The organism is Microbacterium sp. CPCC 204701 (assembly GCF_004010105.1).
Taxonomy (GTDB): domain Bacteria; phylum Actinomycetota; class Actinomycetes; order Actinomycetales; family Microbacteriaceae; genus Microbacterium.
Window position 1 is genome coordinate 1 of the sequence record NZ_RRYE01000027.1, and the last position, 18,363, is coordinate 18,363.

Sequence of the window (18,363 nt, forward strand, 5' to 3'; positions counted from 1 at the left end):
CGTGCCCACCGGCCGGGCGGTCCGCGCGTCGAGCCGGGCCGAGGTCGAGGCCGCGTTCGACGAGCTCGGCGCCCCGCACGTCGTCAAGGCCGACGGGCTCGCCGCCGGCAAGGGCGTCATCGTGACGTCGGACCGCGAGGCGGCGCTCGCGCACGCCGACGCGTACCTCCCGTCCGGCCCGGTGCTCGTCGAGGAGTTCCTCGACGGACCCGAGGTGTCGCTGTTCTTCCTGAGCGACGGCGACCACGTGCTGCCGCTGAGCCCTGCTCAGGACTACAAGCGCCTGCGCGACGGTGACGAGGGCCCCAACACGGGAGGTATGGGCGCGTACTCGCCGCTGCCGTGGCTCGACGGCCGCTTCGGCAGCGAGCAGGAGTTCGTCGAGCTGGTGACCGGCGAGATCGCAGAGCCCGTCATCCGTCAGCTGGATGCCGAGGGTGCCCCCTTCATCGGGCTGCTGTACGCAGGGCTCATCCTCACCGATGCCGGCGTCAAGGTCATCGAGTTCAACGCCCGCTTCGGCGATCCCGAGACCCAGGTGGTGCTGCCGCGGCTCGTCGATCCGCTGTCGGAGTTGCTGCTGGCAGCGGCATCCGGCCATCTCGAGGACCACACGCGTCCCGCGTTCGCCGACGACGTGGCCGTGACGGTGGTGCTCGCGAGCGAGGGATACCCGGCCGTGCCGGTGACCGGGCGACCCCTCACCGGGCTCCGCGAGGCTGAGGCGGTCGAGGGCGTGCATCTCGCGCACGCGGCGACGGCGGAGTCCGACGGCGGTCTCGTCGCGACGGGCGGGCGCGTGCTCAACGTCGTCGGCGTGGGCACGACGTTCGTCGAGGCCCGCGACCGCGTGTACCGTGCGATCGGCGAGATCGGGCTCGAGGGCGGCCGGCACCGCACCGACATCGCGCTGCGCGTCGCCGAAGGGCTCTGACCCGCGCCCTCACGCCTCGAGCCGGAGAACCCGAGGGTCACACGGCCGCCCGCTGCTGCAGCAGCGGGCATTCGAAGGGATCCCTCTCGCCCAGTCCCACGCGATTGATGTAGCGCGTCACGATCCGGTACGACTCCCAGAGGCGGGTCTCGGTGTACCGCACGCCGTGGGCGACGCAGTACGCCCTGATCATGCCCGATGCCTGGCGCAGGTGAGGGCGGGGCATCGAGGGGAAGAGGTGGTGCTCGATCTGATGGTTGAGGCCGCCCATGACCACGTCGAGGAACCTGCTCCCCCGCACATTGCGGCTCATCAGCACCTGCCGCCGCAGGAAGTCGAGCTTCGCGTCGGCCGGGACGAGCGGCATCCCCTTGTGGTTCGGTGCGAAGACCATGCCCATGTAGACGCCGAACACGCCCAGCTGGACCGCGAGGAAGACCGCTGCGATGCCGGGCGAGAGCACGATGAACACGAGCGCGAGGTAACCGCCGATCCGCACGGCGAGGAACGCGATCTCGGCGGCACGGCGTCGCAGCGGCTCGGGCGACAGCACCCGGCGCACGCTCGACGCGTGCAGCGACAGCCCTTCGAGCAGCAGGATCGGGAAGAAGAAGACGCCCTGGTGCGCCAGGATCCACCCGATGACCGGGCCGTACCGTCCCGCACGGCGATCGACCTGGTCTGGCGTGACCGACACGACCGGCAGCTCGATGTCGGGATCCGAGCCGATCTTGTTCGGGTTGGCATGGTGTCGCGTGTGCTTGTGCTGCCACCACCCGTAGCTCATGCCGACGAGCAGGTTGCCCAGCACCATCGACGTCCAGTCGTTCCAGCGACCCGACACGAAGATCTGGCGGTGGGCCGCGTCGTGGCCCAGCATCGCGATCTGGGTGAACACGATCGCCAGGCCCACCGCAGTGAGCAGCTGCCACCACGTGTCGCCGATGAGGACGAACGCGGTGATCGCCGCAGCCAGGACGACGGCCGCCCCGATCAGCTTGGTCCAGTAGTAGCCGTAGCGCCGCCGCAAGAGGCCGCTCGACTGGACCGACCTCGCGAGCTCGGTGAAGTCGTTCTGGATGCGCGTGCCGCGCGGCGCGGTCGCGCGGACTTCGCGGGTCTGATTGTCGGCCATATCTTCTGCCCCGATCCTCTGGTCGCACATTCGTGCGAGCCGCGGATGTCGGGGTCCCGGACATCCCTTCCGCTCAGGCTACGTCTGCGCCGGGCGCCGCGGTGCGGCTTGCGGCGACTTCACAGCCCGGCGCTCATGTCTGACGTCGGATGAAGCGCATCAGCCACATGATCACCGCGATCACGAGGATGATGATGCCGATCCAGAGCAGGAACTGCACCGCCTCGACGAACACGCCGAACAGCAGCAGCACGATTCCGATGATGAGCAGAGTCACTGCGAGTGCGGTCATGACCTCATCGTGAAGGGATGCCGCGCCTCGCGCCAATGGGTTGACACGCCGTCCGATCCGCGCAAGCACCCGCCGACGTCCACCTGTCGGCGGCGGGCCGTGTCGTGCTCGTCATCAGCGACGAGGTCGACGAGCTCACGCCCTGACCGCGAGCGGGCACCGGCGATAATGGGCGGGTGACGGATGCGACCCAGACCCCGCTCGACCTCCCCGGCTGGCGCCACGCGTACTCGGGCAAGGTGCGGGACCTGTACGTCCCCGCCGATTCTCCGCAAGCCGGGGCTGATCCCGGCCGCATGCTCGTGGTGGCGAGCGACCGGGTCAGCGCGTTCGACCACGTGCTCTCGCCCGGCATCCCCGGCAAAGGCGTGCTGCTGACCACCCTCAGCCTGTGGTGGTTCGACCGGCTCGCGGGCGCCGACGGCGGGCGCGGCATCCCGAACCATCTCGCGGCGTCGCACGTGCTCACGCTCGGTGCCGACGGCGAGGCGAACACCGACGACGACGTGAAGGGACTGATCCCGGATGCCGTCACCGGCCGCGCGATGGTCGTGAAGAGCCTCGACATGCTGCCGATCGAGTGCGTCGTGCGCGGCTATCTGACCGGGTCTGGGTGGGCCGAGTACCGCGAGAGCGGCACCGTGTGCGGCATCTCGCTGCCGGACGGCCTGTCGAACGGCGACCGGCTGCCCGAGCCGATCTACACCCCCGCCTACAAGGCCCCGATGGGCGAACACGACGAGAACATCTCGTTCGAGCGCACGGTCGAGCTCGTGGGCCGCGAGCGCGCGGAAGAGCTGCGCGACCTCTCGCTCGAGATCTACGCCCGTGCGGCCCTGACGGCGGAGGCACGCGGCGTGATCCTCGCCGACACCAAGTTCGAGTTCGGGCTCGACGAGAACGGCGTGATGACGCTCGCCGACGAGGTGCTCACGAGCGACTCGTCGCGCTACTGGGATGCCGAGGCCTGGGCCTCGGGAAACACCCCCGACGAGCGGATGGCGAGCTTCGACAAACAGATCGTGCGCGACTGGCTCGCTGCGAACTGGGACCACCAGGGCGAGCCGCCGGCCTTGCCCGATGACGTCGTCGAGCGCACGGTCGCGCGCTACCGCGAGCTGCTCGACCGCCTGACCTCCGCCTGACGTCCGGCCGGGTTCAGCCCAGCAGGAGTCGTTCGAGGTTCTCGATCGGCGCGTACCAGCCCTGCTCGAGCACCCGCGCCTGCACGACGCGGTCCCAGCCGAGCGAGACGGCGACGCCGACGGCCACCGGGTCGCGCCACACGTCGACACCGTCCACCAGCGCCTGCCCGGCATCCGGCGCGAGGAGCCCCGTCGCCATCGAGAGCGTCCTGGTCTTGCCGGCCCCGTTCGAACCCACGAGCCCGTAGAACGAGCCGGCCGGCACGCGCAGGCTGAGGTCGGCGACGGCCACCTTCGGCCCGAACCGCTTGTGGAGGCCCCGGAGCTCAAGCGCCGCCGGTGCCACGGCCGGGACGGCGGGTCCGGGGCTGCGGGAGAAATCGGTGGCTCTGTCACGTCTCTCCGTCATCGGTGTCATGCGCGCGAGCGGCGCCTGTCCAGGCTTCGGATGCCGCATGCCCGCAGCAACTTCTGCGGGCGTCGCCGACCGCTATCGTGAGGCCAGCACAATCCCCCACGAGCGCAAGGAGCGCGCATGCCACTGTGGACCCAGCACGGCAACGGCCGGACCGTCGAACCCGGCAAGGTGGTGAGGCCCGACGAGCGCCTCAACTGGCCCGCCACCATCGCGATCGGCGCGCAGCACGTCATCGCGATGTTCGGCGCCACCTTCCTCGTGCCGATCATCACGGGCTTCCCGGTCTCGACGACACTGCTGTTCTCGGGCATCGGGACGCTGCTGTTCCTCATCATCACGCGCAACAAGCTGCCCAGCTACCTCGGCTCGTCGTTCGCGTTCATCGCTCCGGTCACCGCCGCCACCGCGTCGCAGGGCATGGGCTCGGCTCTCGCCGGCATCGTCGCGGTCGGCATGCTGCTCGCTGCGGTCGGCCTCATCGTGCAGTTCGCCGGACTCGGCTGGGTCGAGAAGCTCATGCCTCCCGTCGTGGCCGGGGCGATCGTCGCCCTGATCGGCTTCAACCTCGCGCCCGTCGCGTGGGACAGCTACCAGCAGGCGCCGTTCACCGCGACCGTCACGCTCGTGGCCGTCGTGCTGTTCAGCGTGCTGTTCCGCGGGTTTCTCGGCCGCATCTCGATCTTCCTCGGCGTGATCGTGGGCTACATCGTCGCCCTCCTCGTCGGGGAGGTCGACTTCACCGCGGTGAACGAGCTCATCACGGACGGCCAGTGGGTCGGCCTGCCGACATTCGAGTTCCCGGCCTTCGGCGACCCCGGCACGTGGAGCGTCATCGCGATGTTCCTGCCCGTCGTGCTCGTGCTCGTCGCCGAGAACGTCGGACACGTGCGCGGCGTCGCGACCATGACCGAGGCATCCGTCAACCAGCAGACCGGCCGCGCGCTCATCGCCGACGGCGCCGCCACGACCCTCGCGGGCTTCTTCGGCGGGTCGGGCACGACGACGTACGGCGAGAACATCGGCGTCATGGCCGCCACGCGTGTGTACTCGACGGCCGCGTACTGGGTGGCCGGCATCTTCGCGATCCTGCTGTCGCTGTCGCCGGTCGTCGGGGCGGTGTTCAACTCGATCCCGGCGGGCGTGCTCGGCGGCGTGACCACGGCTCTGTACGGGCTCATCGGCATCATCGGCATCAAGATCTGGGTCGACAACCGCGTCGACTTCTCGCGCCCCGTCAACCAGTACACCGCGGCCGTCGCGCTCGTGATCGGCATCGCGGGGTTCACGATGCAGTGGGGCGACTTCGAGCTCGGCGCGATCGTGATCGGCTCGGCCGCCGCGCTGCTGATCTACCACCTCGGCAACCTGATCGCGCGCTGGCGCAGGACCGGTGCCGACGACGGCGGTCCGCTGCCGCCCGTGGGTCAGCTCGGGGGCGACCCGCAGGACGCCGAGGTCGCTCGCTGACCCGGCCCGGGAATCGCGAAAGGGCAGGTTTCCGCCGCTTCGGAGTGGCGAGGCCTGCTCTTTCGCGATTCGGGGCGGGGAATGGCTGACGGATGCCGGAGGTTCACATTCACGTGAATGCACAGCCCGCGGCGCCCGACCGTCTCGCCGCCGACACCGCGATGGGAGCCGTCACACTGCTCGTCGGCGACCTCGACGGCATGACGTCCTTCTACCGCGACGTCGTCACGCTCGAGGTGCTCGCCGCCGAAGGCGACCGGGTGGTGCTCGGCCGAGCTGGGCGCGGGATCGTGGTGCTGCAGCACCACCCGGCTCTGCGCCACGCGACGGCAGGCTCGGCAGGGCTCTTCCACACCGCGATCCTGTTCGAGACACAGGAGGCGCTCGCGGCCGCGCTCCACAGCGTCGCGACACGGGCACCGCACGCGTTCACCGGGTCGGCCGACCACCTCGTGAGCCAGGCGTTCTACTTCACCGACCCCGAGGGCAACGGCATCGAGCTGTACTGGGACCGCGCCCGCTCGGAGTGGTCGTGGGTGCACGGCCAGGTCGAGATGGCGACGCTCTTCCTCGACCCGAACTCGTACCTGGGCGAGCACCTGTCCGAGCGCGCCGCGGGCGGCGCGACCGCGCGGGATGCGGCATCCGTCGGTCACGTGCATCTGTCGGTCGGCGACGTCGCCACCGCGCGCGCTTTCTACGTCGACGCACTCGGCTTCGACGAGACGGCGGCGCTGGGCAACCAGGCCGTGTTCGTCAGCGCCGGCGGCTACCACCACCACATGGCGATGAACACGTGGAACTCGCGCGGCGCCGGTCCGCGCATGCCCGCGCTCGGGCTCGGGCGAGTGGATCTCGAATTGCCCGACGCCGATTCTCTCGGCGAGCTCGCCGAGCGGCTGCGTCACCACGGATTCGAGGCGCGCGACGACGGCCGAGCGGTGGCGTTCGACGACCCGTGGCGCAACCTGCTGCACGCGACCGCCCCAGGCCGGGGCTGACCCCAGAGCCCCGGCCCCCGGCCCCAGCCGGCCTCAGACGGAGTCGCGGATGACGAGCTCGGTCTCGAGGATCGTGACGTGTCGCGGATGCCGACCGGCGAGGAGGTCGATCAGCACCGAGGCCATGCGCTCGCCCTGCTGGAACGACGGCTGGCGCACCGTGGTCAGCTGCGGGATGACGGATGTCGCCACCGGCGAATCGTCGAAGCCGATGAGCGCGACGTCGTCTGGCACGCGCAGGCCCTCTGCCGTGAGCGCGGTCAGTGCACCGCGCGCCATGAGGTCGCTCGCGGCGAAGACGGCGTCGGGCGGCGGACCGGCCGCGAGAATGCGCCGCATCGCGTCGGCACCGCCGTCGGCCGTGAAGTTGCCGTCCTCGATCGCGTGCTCGTCGAGGTCGAAGGCGGCCAGCGCGTCGCGGTACCCCTGCAGCCGGTCGATGCCGGCGGGCATGTCGAGCGGGCCCGTGATCGTGGCGATGCGGCGGCGGCCGCTCTCGATGAGGTACACCGTGGCGTCATACGCGCCGCGGACGTTGTCGACGTCGACGTAGTAGTCGCGCTCGCGCTCGCGCACCGGCCGGCCGCCGTACACGACGGGCACGACGCTCGCGATGCGCTCGATGAACGTGTCGCTGGTGTGATGCGAGACGACGACCGCGCCGTCGACCGCACCGCTGCGCACGTAGCTCGTGGTCTTGTCACCCGGGTCGTCGCTCGCGATGAAGAGGTTGAGCACGTAGTCCGAGCGGCTGAGCCGCGAGCTGATCCCCGAGACGATCGCCGCGAAGAACGGGTCGCCGAAGAACCGCGTGGTGTCTTCAGGCACGATGAGAGCGACCGCGTGCGTCTTCTGGCTCGCGAGCGAGCGGGCAGCGCGGTTCGGGACGTAGTTGAGCTCCGAGATCGCGCGCTTGACCGCCTCGAGCGCCTCGGGACTCACCGCGGTGGACCCGTTGACGACGCGCGAGACCGTCGACCGCGAGACCCCCGCGGCGGCGGCGACCTCCTCGATCGTCACGGCGTGGCGCATCGCCTCGGTGCTCATCGCGATGCGCCTCCCCTCGCGTCAGTCCTCATGTCGCTATTCTCCCCCTCGCGCCGGATGCCGGCGCTACGCGTCGAGCGGCAGCCCGGTTCCGGTGAGCGCGCGGGCGGCGATGATCCGACGGTAGTCGCGTGCGCTGTCCTTGAGGGATCGCTCCTGCGTGTCGTAGTCGACCCGCACGATACCGAATCGCTTCTCGTACCCCCACGCCCACTCGAAGTTGTCGAGCAGCGACCAGTAGAAGTACCCGCGCACGTCGACGCCGGCCTCGGCCGCGTCGAGCGTCGCCGCGAGATGCGCACGCAGGAAGTCCACGCGCTCGTCGTCGTGCACCCGCACCTCGCCGTCCTCGACGACGCGGACGTCGTCGTAGGCCGCGCCGTTCTCGGTGACGTACAGGACCGTCCCGGCGGGCTCGGCATACTCGTACCAGACCCGCTCGAGCAGGCGCGTGAGGCCCTCGGGCTGCACCTCCCAGTTCATGGGGGTGCGGGCAAGACCGCGCTCGTGCCAGAAGATCCCCTCGTGCGACGGGAACGGCGAGCGACCGAGCCGGTCGGTCGGCGCATCGCCCGGCTTCGGCGGGTTCACCGGGGCGTGGCCGCCGACGAACTCGCCGTGGTAGTAGTTCACCCCCAGCGTGTCGAGGGGTGTCGAGATCGCCTCGAGGTCACCCGGCTGAACCGCGGACTCCCACGCGGCGATGGCCTCGGCATCCACCTTCCGGATGTCTTCGACGATGTCGGCAGGGTAGGCGCCCCGGAAGATCGGGTCGAGGAACCACCGGTTGAATTGGCCGTCGATGCGGCGGGCGGCGTCGAGGTCGGCCGGATCGGACGCGTCGACCGGGTCGGCGACCGTGAGATTCAGCGTGATGCCGAGGGTCAGCGACTCGTCGCGCGCCCGCAGCTCGCGCGCCGCCTGACCGTGACCGAGCATCAGGTGGTGCGCCGCCAGCACGCCCTCGGTGACGCTGTAGTGACCCGGCGCATGCAGTCCCGCGGTGTAACTGAGGAACGACGAGCACCACGGCTCGTTGAGCGTCGTCCAGACGTCCACGCGGTCGCCGAGCGCGTCGTGCAGGTCGAGCGCGTACTCGGTGAACTTCTCGGCGGTGTCGCGGTTCGCCCAGCCGCCCTTCTCCTGGAGCGCCTGCGGCAGGTCCCAGTGGTAGAGCGTGAGCCACGGCAGGATGCCCGCATCCAGCAGTTCATCGACCAGCCGCTTGTAGAAGTCCACGCCCTGTGCGTTGAGCGGGCCGCCGTCGGGGCGCACGCGCGACCACGACGTCGAGAAGCGGTACGTCTGCAGCCCCATGTCTTTCATGAGCGCGACGTCGTCGCGGTACCGGTGGTAGTGGTCGCACGCGACGTCGCCGCTGTCGCCGTTGATCACGGCGCCCGGGACGCGGCAGAACGTGTCCCAGATCGAGGCGCGGCGACCGTCCTCGAGGGCGGCGCCTTCGATCTGGAAGGCCGCTGTCGCGGCGCCGAACAGGAAGTCCGACGGGAACGGTCGCGAAGTCGCGGTCGTCATGAGGGCAGAGTCCTCTCTGGATGCGATGGTCATGTGTCTATCAGCCCTTGACCGCACCGGCCATGATGCCGCTGACGAGCTGCCGGCCGGCGAAGGCGAACAGCAGCAGGAGCGGGATCGTCGCGAGGAGCACGCCGGCGAGCACGACCGAGTAGTCCACGAAGTAGTTCGACTGCAGCAATGACAGCGCGACGGGGAGCGTCGGATCGCGGCGGTCGAGCACGATGAAGGGCCAGAAGAAGTTGTTCCAGGCGCCGACGAACGTGAACAGGAACAGCATTGCCGCAGCCGGGCGAGCGGCCGGGACCGCGATGGTCCAGAACGTGCGCATCATCGTCGCGCCGTCGACGCGGGCTGCCTCGATGAGCTCGTCCGGCACGGTCTGCTGGAGGTACTGCGTCATCCAGAACACGCCGAAGGCGCTCGTGAGCGCCGGAATGATGATGGCGCCGACGTTGCCGGTCCACCCGAGATCGGCGAACAGGATGTACAGCGGCACGACGCCGAGCTGGGTCGGCACCGCCATCGTCGCGACGACGAAGACGAGCAGGCCCCTGCTTCCGCGGAAGCGGAGCTTCGCGAACGCCCAGCCGGCGAGCGTCGAGGTGATGACGACGGATGCCGCGATCAGCGTCGAGCTGTAGATCGAGTTCCACAGGGCCGGCCAGAAGTTGACCGCGGGGTCGTTCACGACCGAGGCCGCGTTGGCGAGGAAGTTGCCGCCGGGGATCCACGACATGTTCGGGTCGCTGATGGTCGAGGCATCCCCCGACCCGATCAGGAACGACCAGTAGTACGGGAACACGGCGGCGAGGACGACGACGCCGAGGCCGGCGTACACCCAGAAGCCTGCACGGTATCCGCGGATCTTCGTGGTGCGGTCGCGCCGGCGCCCCGGCTCGTCGGGGCTGGCGATGCCCTGCTCGGCCATCGCGATGGGAGGTGTGGTGCTCATCGGGCGTCCCCCTTGCGGTTCATGCGCCGCAGGACTCCGGCGGCGCCCCGGCTGCCCTCGTCCCGGACGAGCCGACGGGTGACCATGAGGTTGATGAGGCCGATGACGAGGATGAGGAGGAAGAGGATCCACGCCAAGGCCGCGGCACGGCCGAAGTTCCACTCGCGCCAGCCGATGTTGTAGAGGAACAGGGTGATCGTCAGCCACTGCTGGGCGGCGCCGCCCTGGCCCGTGTTGTCGAACTGGCTCGGCTCGTCGAAGATCTGCAGACCGCCGATCGTCGAGGTGATGATGACGAAGATGAGCGTGGGCCGCAGCGACGGGAGCGTGATGCTCCAGAACTGGCGGAAGCCGCCGGCGCCGTCCACGGTGGCGGCCTCGTAGTAGTCGCGAGGCACGGCCTGCATCGCGGCCAGGAGGATGAGCGCGTTGTAGCCCGTCCAGCGGAAGTTCACCATGGTGGCGATCGCGACGTGGCTCCAGAACGGGTCCTTGTGCCACGGGATCGCCGGCACGCCGAGGTCGGTGAGGATGTTGTTCACCAGGCCGTGGTTGTCGCCGAACATGTTGCTGAAGATCAGGGCGACGGCGACCGGCGCCATCACGTAGGGCAGCAGCACGCTGGTGCGCCAGAACGTCTTGGCGCGGATGTTCTTGTCGAGCATCGCCGCGATGAAGATCGCGAGCACCAGCTGCGGGACGCTCGAGAGCAGGAAGATGCTGAAGGTGTTGCGCAGGGCCGTCCAGAACTGCGGGTTCTGCAGGATCCAGATGTACTGGTCGAATCCGATGAACTCGCCGGAGTTGCGGACGAGGTCCCACTCCATGAACGAGATGACCGCCGTGTACGCGATGGGGAAGAGGCCCACGATCGCGAACATGATGAAGAACGGCGAGATGTAGAGGTACGGCGAGACCTTGAGGTCCCAGCGGCTGACCTGCTGGCTGAAGGACAGGACGCGGACGCGCTTCTCGTTCAGCTGCGGCGGCGCCTCGGGTGCGTCAGGGCGCACTTGGGTGGCAGTCACGATGGCTCCGGTGGGGTCGGGGTCGGACGGACCGAGTGCGCGCGGCGTCGGGTTCCCCCGCGCGCACTCGATCATGTGTCGGATCGGTGGCTCAGAAGGCCTCGACCTCGGTGACCCAGGTGTTCCACGAGGTCGGCTCGTCTTCGACGCCGTCGAAGACTCGCGTGACCGCGTTCTGGAGCGCGTCGTGGTACTTGAAGTAGCTCGCGTCCTTGTAGGGCGCGACCGTCACCGCCTCGGCGCGGGTCGAGAGGATCTCGCCCACCGGCGCGTCCTGGAAGTACGCGTTGGTCGCCTCCGCGAGCTCGGTGCTCTCGAGCGCCTCGAGCTGGCTCGGGAACGTGCCCGCGGCCTCGAACGCCTTCATCTGCTGCTCCGGAGCGGTGAGCCAGTCGGCCAGCGCGAGCGCCGCCTCGACGTTGTCGCCGTCGGCCGGGACGGTCAGGTACGAGCCACCCCAGTTGCCGCCGCCGCCGGGGAACACGTCGGCGATGTCCCAGTCGGTGGTGTCGGGGGCGTTGCCCTCGATGACACCGAGCATCCAGCCCGGGCACAGCATCGCGGCGAACTCGCCGTTCGCCATCGACGCGAACCAGTCGTCCGACCACTGGCCGGCGTAGGCCGAGTTGGGGACCGCGCGCTCGGTCACGAGTTCGTACGCCGCCTGGATCTCGGGGTTCTCGGTGGCGATGACCGCGCCGTCGGGCTCGGTGTAGGTGTACTCGATCTGGTTCACGATGCCCTGGAGCACCGAGTTGGCCGAGTCGATCATCGGCTTGCCGGTCGCCGCCTTGTACTGGTCGGCGACGTCGAGGAAGTTCTCCCAGTCGCCGTCGAACAGGTCGGCGACGCCCTCGCGGTCGCTCGCCAGACCCGCGGCGGCGAACAGTTCGCTGCGGTAGCAGATGCCCTGGGGGCCGATGTCGGTGCCGAAGCCCACAAGTCGCCCGTCGGCGTCGGTCGCGGCCGCTTCCTTCCAGTCCAGCCAGCGTCCCTTCACCGAGTCGGGTGCCTCGGCGAGCAGGTCGGAGTACTGCATGGCCTCGGCGAACCAGTCGATCTCGACGGCCTCGATGTCGGCCAGGCCGCCCTTGCCGAGCTTGGCGAAGTAGTTCGAGCGGGCGTCGCCCGACTCGGCGGCACGGGTGTGCTCGATCGTGACGTTCGGGTTCTCGTCCTCGTACTCCTGGAGGAGCTCGTCGGTGTAGCCGAAGTCGTTGAAAGTGGCGACCGTCAGCGTGATCTCCTCGTCGGCGTTGCCGCCGTCACCGGTGTCGCCGCTGCTGCCGGCGCAGCCGGCGAGGACGATAGCCGAGGCCGAGAAGGCGGCGACGGCCACAGCGCTTCTGCGGAAGGCGCGTGCGTTCACTGTCACTCCTTTGTGTTGTCAGGGTTGGTGTGTGTTGCAGGAACCGGCCCCGGATGGGGTCCGCGGCCGTAGTGTCGTGGGAGCGCTCCCAACGATTGAGACGAAACACTATGGGACCGCTCTCACGAATGTCAAGGGAGCGCTCCCATCGGCGTGTCACAATTGCGTCACGGACGCCTGATGGCGTGCGCAGAAGACGAAGACCGGGCGGGATGCGGGGGCCCGTAGACTGGAGCGGACCCCTGCCCGCGACATCCGGAGCCCTCTGATGCCCACCATCGTCGTCGACGTCATGCCCAAGGCCGAGCTGCTGGACCCGCAGGGGAAGGCCGTCTCGGGCGCGTTCGCACGTCTGGGTGTGTCGGACTTCAGCGCTGTCCGGATCGGCAAGCGATTCGAGCTCACCGTCGACGGCGAGATCACCGACGACGTCCTCGCCGAGGCGAAGCGGGTCGCCGAAGAGATCCTCTCGAACTCGGTCATCGAGGACGTGGTCGGAGTCGAGGTGGGCGAGTGACCGCCCGCATCGGGGTCATCACCTTCCCGGGGTCGCTCGACGACCGCGACGCGCAGCGCGCGATCCGCATCGCCGGCGCCGAGCCCGTCGCCCTGTGGCACGGCTCGCACGACCTCCACGGCGTCGACGCGCTCGTGCTGCCGGGCGGCTTCAGCTACGGCGACTACCTGCGCGCGGGCGCCATCGCCGCGCACGCCCCGATCATGGCGGAGGTGAAGGATGCCGCGGCCAAGGGCATGCCCGTCCTCGGCATCTGCAACGGCTTCCAGGTGCTCGTCGAGGCGCACCTGCTGCCGGGCGGCCTGATCCGCAACGCGCACCAGCAGTTCATCCGCCGTGACCAGCGGCTGCGCGTCGAGAACAGCGACACGGCGTGGACCGCCGATTTCACGGCCGGCCAAGAGATCGTCATCCCGCTGAAGAACGCCGACGGCGGCTACATCGCGTCGGACTCCGAGCTCGACCGCCTCGAGGGAGAGGGCCTCGTGGCGTTCCGCTACGTCGGCGTGAACCCGAACGGGTCGCTGCGCGACATCGCCGGCATCACGAACGAGCGCGGCAACGTCGTCGGCGTCATGCCCCACCCTGAGCACGCCGTCGAGCCGGGCTTCGGGCCCGACACGGACGCCGCGATGCGCTCAGGCGAGGACGGGCTGCCGTTCTTCACGTCGGCCGTCGCCGCTGTGGTGGCGCAGGCCGCCTGAGCCTCGGCATCCGTTCCGACCCTCAGCGGCCCGGTCGCTGAGCCTGTCGGAGCGACCCGCCGACGGGCTCAGGGACCGAGCTCACACGCGGGGGGACTCAGACGGTGCCGGCGGGCGGCCAAACCCCGATGATGAGGCCCATCACCACGAGCGTCACCAGCTCGTGCGCGATGTTCAGCACCGTCAGCGACGTCGGGCGCCCCTCGAAGGCATCGTGGGTGATGAAGCGGGCGGCCGTGAAACCGGCCCACAGGATCACGGCGGTCGCGAGCGCGGCCCACAGGTAGCTGCCGGTGTAGAAATGCCACGCGATCGACGACGCGCCGGCGAGCACCCAGGCCGTGATGAAGCTCACGATGACCGTCACGACGATCGGCACGACCGCGGTCGCGCCGGACCGGTCCATGTCGACGTTCGCGAGCTTCGCCCACCTCGTGCCGAACACCTTCGGCGTGTACCAGATCGCGCCGACGACCATGCTCGACGCGGTCGCGAGCAGCACCGCCCAGTAGTTGATCTCGGGAACCATCCTTGCCTCCCTGTCCGGTTGCTCGAACTCTAGTCCCCGAACGCGCCGGTAGCGTGGAGCCGTGAGCGACAGCATCCGGAATCTCGTCGTGAGCGTGCCCACCGAGCAGCTCGCCGCCAACCTCGGCACGCTTCCCGACGGAGTCGAGATCGTCGTGTGGCCCATGGATGCCGCGGCCCCGCGCGATCGGTTCGACCTGGTCGTGCCCCCGTACATGTCGATGTCGCGCGTTCTGTCGCGCCTCAAGGGCGTCGAGGTCGGCCTCGTGCAGAGCCAATCGATCGGGTACGACGGCGTGGAGGCGATCCTGCCGCCCGGTCTCGTCTTCGCGAACGCGGCGTCGGTGCATGAGACGTCGACCGCCGAGCTGGCCGTAGGCCTGACGATCGCCGCCCAGCGCCGCCTCGACGCGTTCGCGGTCGACACGGCCGCGGGCCGCTGGTCGCCGGTGTTCGCCGAGAGCCTCGCCGACCGGCGTGTGCTGCTGCTCGGCTACGGCGGCGTCGGCAAGGCGATCGCTGCACGGTTGTCGGGATTCGAGGCGCATATGCGCGCCGTCGCGTCCCGCGCCCGGGAAGAGGACGGGATGCCGGTGCACGCACTGAACGAGCTGCCCGAGCTGCTGCCCGACGCCGACATCGTGATCGCATCGCTGCCCGGAGGCGATGCGACGCGGCACATCGTCGACGACGCGTTCCTGTCGGCCCTCCCCGACGGTGCGCTGGTCGTCAACGTCGGGCGCGGCACGCTCGTCGACACGGACGCGCTCGTCGACCACGTGCGTCGCCGACGCGTGCGGGCGGCGCTCGACGTGACGGATCCCGAGCCGCTGCCCGAGGGACACCCGCTGTGGGGGCTTCCCGGGGTGCTCATCTCGCCGCACGTAGGCGGCGCCTCCAGTGCGATGCGTCCGCGCGTGGCGCGGCTCGTGCGCACGCAGATCGAGCGCCTCGTCGCCGGCGAGTCGCCGCTGAACGTCGTCCTCGGCGGCTGACGCGCGGGCGCATGCTAGTCCGCCGCGCGCGAGATCACCACGGCCCCCTGTGAACCCCGTGGAGCATCGATACTGACCAGGTGATCGCTGCTGTCGCCTCCTTCGCCGGACTCGTGCTGCGCGCCGGCTTCGCCCTCCTTCTCGTGATCCGCCGTCCGCGACCGATTCATCCGCGGGGCGTCGTGCTCGAGGGCGAGATCCGGTGGGTGCCGCGCACACGTGAGTTCGGGATCGCATGGATCGACGGCCCGCCCGGCCAGACGGCTCGGGTCACCGCGCGCGTGTCGAGGTCGATCGGACTCCCGGACTGGCTCCCCGACATCATCGGGCTCGCTGTGCGCACTCAGTCCGGCAGCGCTCCGGCGGATCTCGAGCTGGCGTCGACCGGGATCGGTGTGCCGGGCCGCTTCCTGCTCCGCCCGCACCGCTTCCCGGCACGGGCGACGCTGAGCACCCTGCTGCCGTACCGCGGAGTACGCGGTCCCGTGCTCATCTGCGCCCGCACGACGCCGTCGTCCCGCGTATCCGACGATGTCGCCGTCGGCTCGGCCGCGCCGCATTCGCCATGGACGCTCCGGATCTACGCGGCCGAGCCGACCGGACTGTGGCACGTCTTCGCCGAGATGACTCTGCAGCGGTCCGGGCTCGCGGACGACGCCTCTCTGCGCTTCGATGCAGTGCGCCATCCGCTTCCCGGCACCGGGGCATACGAATGGACCCGTCGACTGCGCCTGCCCTCGTATCGCCTGGTACAGGATCGGCCGGCGGGCGCAGAACACTGACCCGCGAACGCCGCCCGTCGGCGGCGCGAGGCGCAGTCAGGCGGTGAAGACCGCGTGCACGTCGCCCACGACATCGCGACCGCCCAGGGCGGTGAGCTCCATGAGCACGGCGGTGCCGACGACCTCGCCGCCGAGGGTCTCGACGAGCTCGCGCGCCGCGACGAGCGTGCCGCCGGTCGCGAGCACGTCATCGACGAGCAGTACGCGCATGCCGCTCCTGATGTCGTCGTGAGCCTCGACGGTGGCGGTGCCGTACTCGAGGGAGTACGAGACGGATGCCGCAGGCCGCGGCAGCTTGCCCGCCTTGCGGATCGGCACGAGGCCGGCCCCGGCCTCCATCGCCGCGGCCCCCGCGAGCAGGAACCCGCGCGCCTCGACCCCGGCGACGACGTCGAACGACCCCTCGAACGGGGCGATCATGGCGTGGATCACGGTCCGGAGGGCTCGCGCATCCGCCAGCAGCGGCGTGATGTCGCGGAACAGCACGCCCGGCTCGGGGTAGTCGGGGATCGTCCGGATGAGGGACTCGGCGCGCGTCAGGGCCTCGGAAAGCATCCGCCCACCCTACGTCGCACACGTGAACACCGTCCCTCCTTCCCCGCGTGAGGGGCAGGGCCGAGATGAGGACTGTTGCCCCGTCCCCTCTCCTCATCTGCGCGGATTCCCTCATCTGAGGAAGGTGACCGGGCACGAAACGCGGATGTAAGCGCTTGCAGTACACTGGCCCGATGACCTCCGCAGAGACCGCAGAGCGCACGGACGCGTTCCTCACCACCCTCGGTGGCGAGTGGTGGCGCACCGCAGTGATCTATCAGATCTACCCCCGTTCCTTCGCGGACGCCTCGGGGGACGGCATCGGCGATCTGCCGGGCATCACGTCCCACCTCGACGACCTGGCGGAGCTCGGCATCGACGCGATCTGGCTGAGCCCCTTCCAGCGCTCGCCGCAGAAGGACGCCGGCTACGACGTCAGCGACTACTGCGACGTCGATCCGCTCTTCGGCACGCTGGCCGACTTCGACACGATGCTCGCGGGTGCGCACGAACGCGGCATCCGCGTCATCGTCGACCTCGTCCCGAATCACTCGTCCGACCAGCACGAGTGGTTCCGGCAGGCCCTGGCGGCCGCCCCCGGCAGCCCGGAGCGCGCGCGGTACATGTTCCGCAACGGCAAGGGCGAGCACGGCGAGCTGCCGCCCAACAACTGGGACTCGGTCTTCGGCGGTCCCGCCTGGACGCGCGTCGTCGAGCCCGACGGCACGCCCGGCCAGTGGTACCTGCACCTGTTCGACTCGTCGCAGCCCGACTTCGACTGGTCGAACGAGGAGGTCCGCGAGGAGTTCCGCCGCATCCTGCGCTTCTGGCTCGACCGCGGCGTCGACGGCTTCCGCGTCGACGTGGCGCACGGCCTCGTGAAGGCCGAGGGCCTGCCCGACTACATCCCGGCCCCCGAGGCCGGCTCGATGGGCGGCGAAGAGGAGAACGTGCCCTACTGGGGCCAGGAGGGCGTGCACGAGGTCTACCGCGAATGGCGCCGCATCATGGCCGAGTACGAGGGCGATCGGGCCCTCGCCGCCGAGGCATGGCTTCCCACCGCCGACAAGACCGCGCTGTGGGTGCGCGCCGACGAGATGCACCAGGCCTTCAACTTCCCCTACCTGCAGACCGAGTGGGACGCCGCCGACCTCCGCGAGGTGATCGACGTCTCGCTGCGGGCGTTCCCCGGGGTCGGGGCCCCGAGCACGTGGGTGCTGTCGAACCACGACGTCGTCCGTCACGCCTCGCGTCTGGCGCTCACTGCAGAGAACCCGCAGGGCCACGGCATCGGGCCGGACTCGCCCGGCAAGCCGATCCCCGAGGTGGGTCTCCGGCGCGCGCGTGCCGCCACGACGCTCATGCTCGCCCTGCCCGGCTCGGCGTACCTCTACCAGGGCGAGGAGCTCGGGCTTCCCGAGGTCATCGACGTCCCCGGCGAGGCGCGTCAGGACCCGACCTGGTTCCGTACGAACGGCGAGCGCTACGGCCGAGACGGCTGCCGCGTGCCGATTCCGTGGACGTCGGATGCCCCGGCCTACGGCTTCAGCGCCTCGGGTGCGTCGTGGCTGCCGCAGCCGGCCGAGTGGGCCGAACTCGCCCGCGACCGCCAGATCGGCGTCGACGGCTCGACGCTCGAACTGTATCGCCTGCTCCTGGCGGAGCGCCGCGCCCGTGCTCTCGGCGCGGGCACCCTCGAGTGGATCGACGGCTACGGGACGGACGCCGTGGCATTCCGCAACGGGAATGTGACCGTGGTGGCGAACACCGGCACGGCGTCGATCCCGGTGCCGGAGGGTATCGTGATCGCTGCGAGCGGCCCGCTCGCGGGCGCCGAGCTGCCGGCCGACACGACGGTCTGGGTGGCGAAGGACTGAGCCCGCGAGGGATGCGCGGTTCGGCATCCCGCCGCCCGGCCGGATCACCGGTTCGCGAAAGAGAGGTGACGACGTGGTCAGCATCGACGAGGTCGCCCG

At 69.9% G+C, this 18,363-nt stretch carries 18 protein-coding genes and 1 pseudogene; 9 read left to right on the top strand and 10 right to left on the bottom strand.

The genetic code is table 11. From position 1 onward, the window contains the following. The coding region (gene purD, locus EIO58_RS03900) for a phosphoribosylamine--glycine ligase (protein ID WP_127818377.1) at window positions 1-934 on the top strand (934 nt) is incomplete at its 5' end. A gap of 37 nt (window positions 935-971) precedes the next feature. Here purD and EIO58_RS03905 read toward each other — a convergent pair. Then, complete coding sequence (locus tag EIO58_RS03905) at window positions 972-2,069, bottom strand: fatty acid desaturase family protein (protein ID WP_127818378.1); 1,098 nt, start codon at window positions 2,067-2,069, stop codon at window positions 972-974. A 133-nt stretch (window positions 2,070-2,202) separates the two neighbouring features. Then, on the bottom strand, window positions 2,203-2,361 hold the full coding sequence (locus EIO58_RS18650) for a hypothetical protein (protein ID WP_164861522.1): 159 nt from the start codon (window positions 2,359-2,361) through the stop codon (window positions 2,203-2,205). A gap of 176 nt (window positions 2,362-2,537) precedes the next feature. Between EIO58_RS18650 and EIO58_RS03910 the strand changes: the two genes are divergently transcribed. Next, window positions 2,538-3,506 (top strand): phosphoribosylaminoimidazolesuccinocarboxamide synthase, encoded by a 969-nt coding sequence (locus EIO58_RS03910; RefSeq protein WP_127818379.1) that lies wholly within the window; start codon window positions 2,538-2,540, stop codon window positions 3,504-3,506. A gap of 124 nt (window positions 3,507-3,630) precedes the next feature. On the opposite strand, the pseudogene EIO58_RS03915 reads toward EIO58_RS03910, so the two are convergent. After that, window positions 3,631-3,924, bottom strand: a pseudogene (locus EIO58_RS03915) (ATP-binding cassette domain-containing protein); the annotation flags it as partial. Window positions 3,925-4,041: 117 nt separating this feature from the next. On the opposite strand from EIO58_RS03915, the gene EIO58_RS03920 reads away from it, so the two are divergent. Further along, entirely contained in the window at window positions 4,042-5,391 is a 1,350-nt protein-coding gene (locus EIO58_RS03920; RefSeq protein ID WP_127818380.1) for a uracil-xanthine permease family protein, read from the top strand. A gap of 161 nt (window positions 5,392-5,552) precedes the next feature. Beyond that, window positions 5,553-6,392: a VOC family protein gene (locus EIO58_RS03925; protein WP_205789123.1), complete on the top strand. Its 840-nt coding sequence runs from the start codon at window positions 5,553-5,555 to the stop codon at window positions 6,390-6,392. Between the two features lie 33 nt (window positions 6,393-6,425). Here EIO58_RS03925 and EIO58_RS03930 read toward each other — a convergent pair whose 3' ends face one another. From EIO58_RS03930 to EIO58_RS03950, 5 genes are all read right to left on the bottom strand, one after another. Beyond that, window positions 6,426-7,439 carry a LacI family DNA-binding transcriptional regulator gene (locus EIO58_RS03930; RefSeq protein WP_127818382.1) on the bottom strand — a complete coding sequence of 338 codons (1,014 nt, stop codon included), beginning with the start codon at window positions 7,437-7,439 and terminating at the stop codon, window positions 6,426-6,428. Between the two features lie 66 nt (window positions 7,440-7,505). Beyond that, entirely contained in the window at window positions 7,506-9,008 is a 1,503-nt protein-coding gene (locus EIO58_RS03935; protein ID WP_205789121.1) for a family 1 glycosylhydrolase, read from the bottom strand. A gap of 7 nt (window positions 9,009-9,015) precedes the next feature. Beyond that, on the bottom strand, window positions 9,016-9,930 hold the full coding sequence (locus EIO58_RS03940) for a carbohydrate ABC transporter permease (RefSeq protein WP_127818384.1): 915 nt from the start codon (window positions 9,928-9,930) through the stop codon (window positions 9,016-9,018). Further along, the gene (locus EIO58_RS03945; RefSeq protein ID WP_446723870.1) at window positions 9,927-10,958 is read right to left on the bottom strand and encodes a carbohydrate ABC transporter permease; all 1,032 of its coding nucleotides are present in this window, start codon (window positions 10,956-10,958) and stop codon (window positions 9,927-9,929) included. Before EIO58_RS03945 ends, EIO58_RS03940 begins: the two co-directional genes overlap by 4 nt. A gap of 91 nt (window positions 10,959-11,049) precedes the next feature. Further along, window positions 11,050-12,327, bottom strand: a complete 1,278-nt coding sequence (locus EIO58_RS03950; protein ID WP_127818386.1) for an ABC transporter substrate-binding protein — start codon at window positions 12,325-12,327, stop codon at window positions 11,050-11,052. 268 nt (window positions 12,328-12,595) lie between these two features. Here EIO58_RS03950 and purS point away from each other — a divergent pair, with 268 nt between their 5' ends. After that, window positions 12,596-12,844: a phosphoribosylformylglycinamidine synthase subunit PurS gene (purS, locus tag EIO58_RS03955; RefSeq protein ID WP_127818387.1), complete on the top strand. Its 249-nt coding sequence runs from the start codon at window positions 12,596-12,598 to the stop codon at window positions 12,842-12,844. Next, on the top strand, window positions 12,841-13,548 hold the full coding sequence (gene purQ / locus EIO58_RS03960; protein WP_127818388.1) for a phosphoribosylformylglycinamidine synthase subunit PurQ: 708 nt from the start codon (window positions 12,841-12,843) through the stop codon (window positions 13,546-13,548). Before purS ends, purQ begins: the two co-directional genes overlap by 4 nt. Window positions 13,549-13,645: 97 nt before the next feature. On the opposite strand, the gene EIO58_RS03965 is transcribed toward purQ, so the two are convergent. Then, window positions 13,646-14,077 carry a DUF1761 domain-containing protein gene (locus EIO58_RS03965; RefSeq protein ID WP_127818389.1) on the bottom strand — a complete coding sequence of 144 codons (432 nt, stop codon included), beginning with the start codon at window positions 14,075-14,077 and terminating at the stop codon, window positions 13,646-13,648. Window positions 14,078-14,138: 61 nt separating this feature from the next. On the opposite strand from EIO58_RS03965, the gene EIO58_RS03970 reads away from it, so the two are divergent. Beyond that, the gene (locus tag EIO58_RS03970; RefSeq protein ID WP_205789122.1) at window positions 14,139-15,071 is read left to right on the top strand and encodes a 2-hydroxyacid dehydrogenase; all 933 of its coding nucleotides are present in this window, start codon (window positions 14,139-14,141) and stop codon (window positions 15,069-15,071) included. An 80-nt stretch (window positions 15,072-15,151) separates the two neighbouring features. Further along, a complete protein-coding gene (locus EIO58_RS03975; protein ID WP_127818390.1) occupies window positions 15,152-15,853 on the top strand; it encodes a hypothetical protein in 702 nt (233 codons plus the stop codon). Window positions 15,854-15,889: 36 nt separating this feature from the next. On the opposite strand, the gene EIO58_RS03980 is transcribed toward EIO58_RS03975, so the two are convergent. Continuing rightward, complete coding sequence (locus EIO58_RS03980) at window positions 15,890-16,408, bottom strand: adenine phosphoribosyltransferase (RefSeq protein ID WP_127818391.1); 519 nt, start codon at window positions 16,406-16,408, stop codon at window positions 15,890-15,892. A 173-nt stretch (window positions 16,409-16,581) separates the two neighbouring features. On the opposite strand from EIO58_RS03980, the gene EIO58_RS03985 reads away from it, so the two are divergent. Further along, window positions 16,582-18,264, top strand: a complete 1,683-nt coding sequence (locus EIO58_RS03985; RefSeq protein ID WP_127818392.1) for a glycoside hydrolase family 13 protein — start codon at window positions 16,582-16,584, stop codon at window positions 18,262-18,264. The last annotated feature ends 99 nt before the right edge of the window (window positions 18,265-18,363 follow it).

Excerpts from the sequence above, each read along its gene's own strand:
- EIO58_RS03930 (WP_127818382.1), bottom strand. The coding sequence starts at position 7,439 with ATGAGCACCGAGGCGATGCGCCACGCCGTGACGATCGAGGAGGTCGCC.
- EIO58_RS03965 (WP_127818389.1), bottom strand. The coding sequence starts at position 14,077 with ATGGTTCCCGAGATCAACTACTGGGCGGTGCTGCTCGCGACCGCGTCG.
- EIO58_RS03905 (WP_127818378.1), bottom strand. The coding sequence starts at position 2,069 with ATGGCCGACAATCAGACCCGCGAAGTCCGCGCGACCGCGCCGCGCGGC.
- EIO58_RS03925 (WP_205789123.1), top strand. The coding sequence starts at position 5,553 with ATGGGAGCCGTCACACTGCTCGTCGGCGACCTCGACGGCATGACGTCC.
- EIO58_RS03935 (WP_205789121.1), bottom strand. The coding sequence starts at position 9,008 with ATGACCATCGCATCCAGAGAGGACTCTGCCCTCATGACGACCGCGACT.
- EIO58_RS03985 (WP_127818392.1), top strand. The coding sequence starts at position 16,582 with ATGACCTCCGCAGAGACCGCAGAGCGCACGGACGCGTTCCTCACCACC.
- purS (WP_127818387.1), top strand. The coding sequence starts at position 12,596 with ATGCCCACCATCGTCGTCGACGTCATGCCCAAGGCCGAGCTGCTGGAC.
- EIO58_RS03980 (WP_127818391.1), bottom strand. The coding sequence starts at position 16,408 with ATGCTTTCCGAGGCCCTGACGCGCGCCGAGTCCCTCATCCGGACGATC.
- EIO58_RS18650 (WP_164861522.1), bottom strand. The coding sequence starts at position 2,361 with ATGACCGCACTCGCAGTGACTCTGCTCATCATCGGAATCGTGCTGCTG.
- EIO58_RS03920 (WP_127818380.1), top strand. The coding sequence starts at position 4,042 with ATGCCACTGTGGACCCAGCACGGCAACGGCCGGACCGTCGAACCCGGC.
- EIO58_RS03940 (WP_127818384.1), bottom strand. The coding sequence starts at position 9,930 with ATGAGCACCACACCTCCCATCGCGATGGCCGAGCAGGGCATCGCCAGC.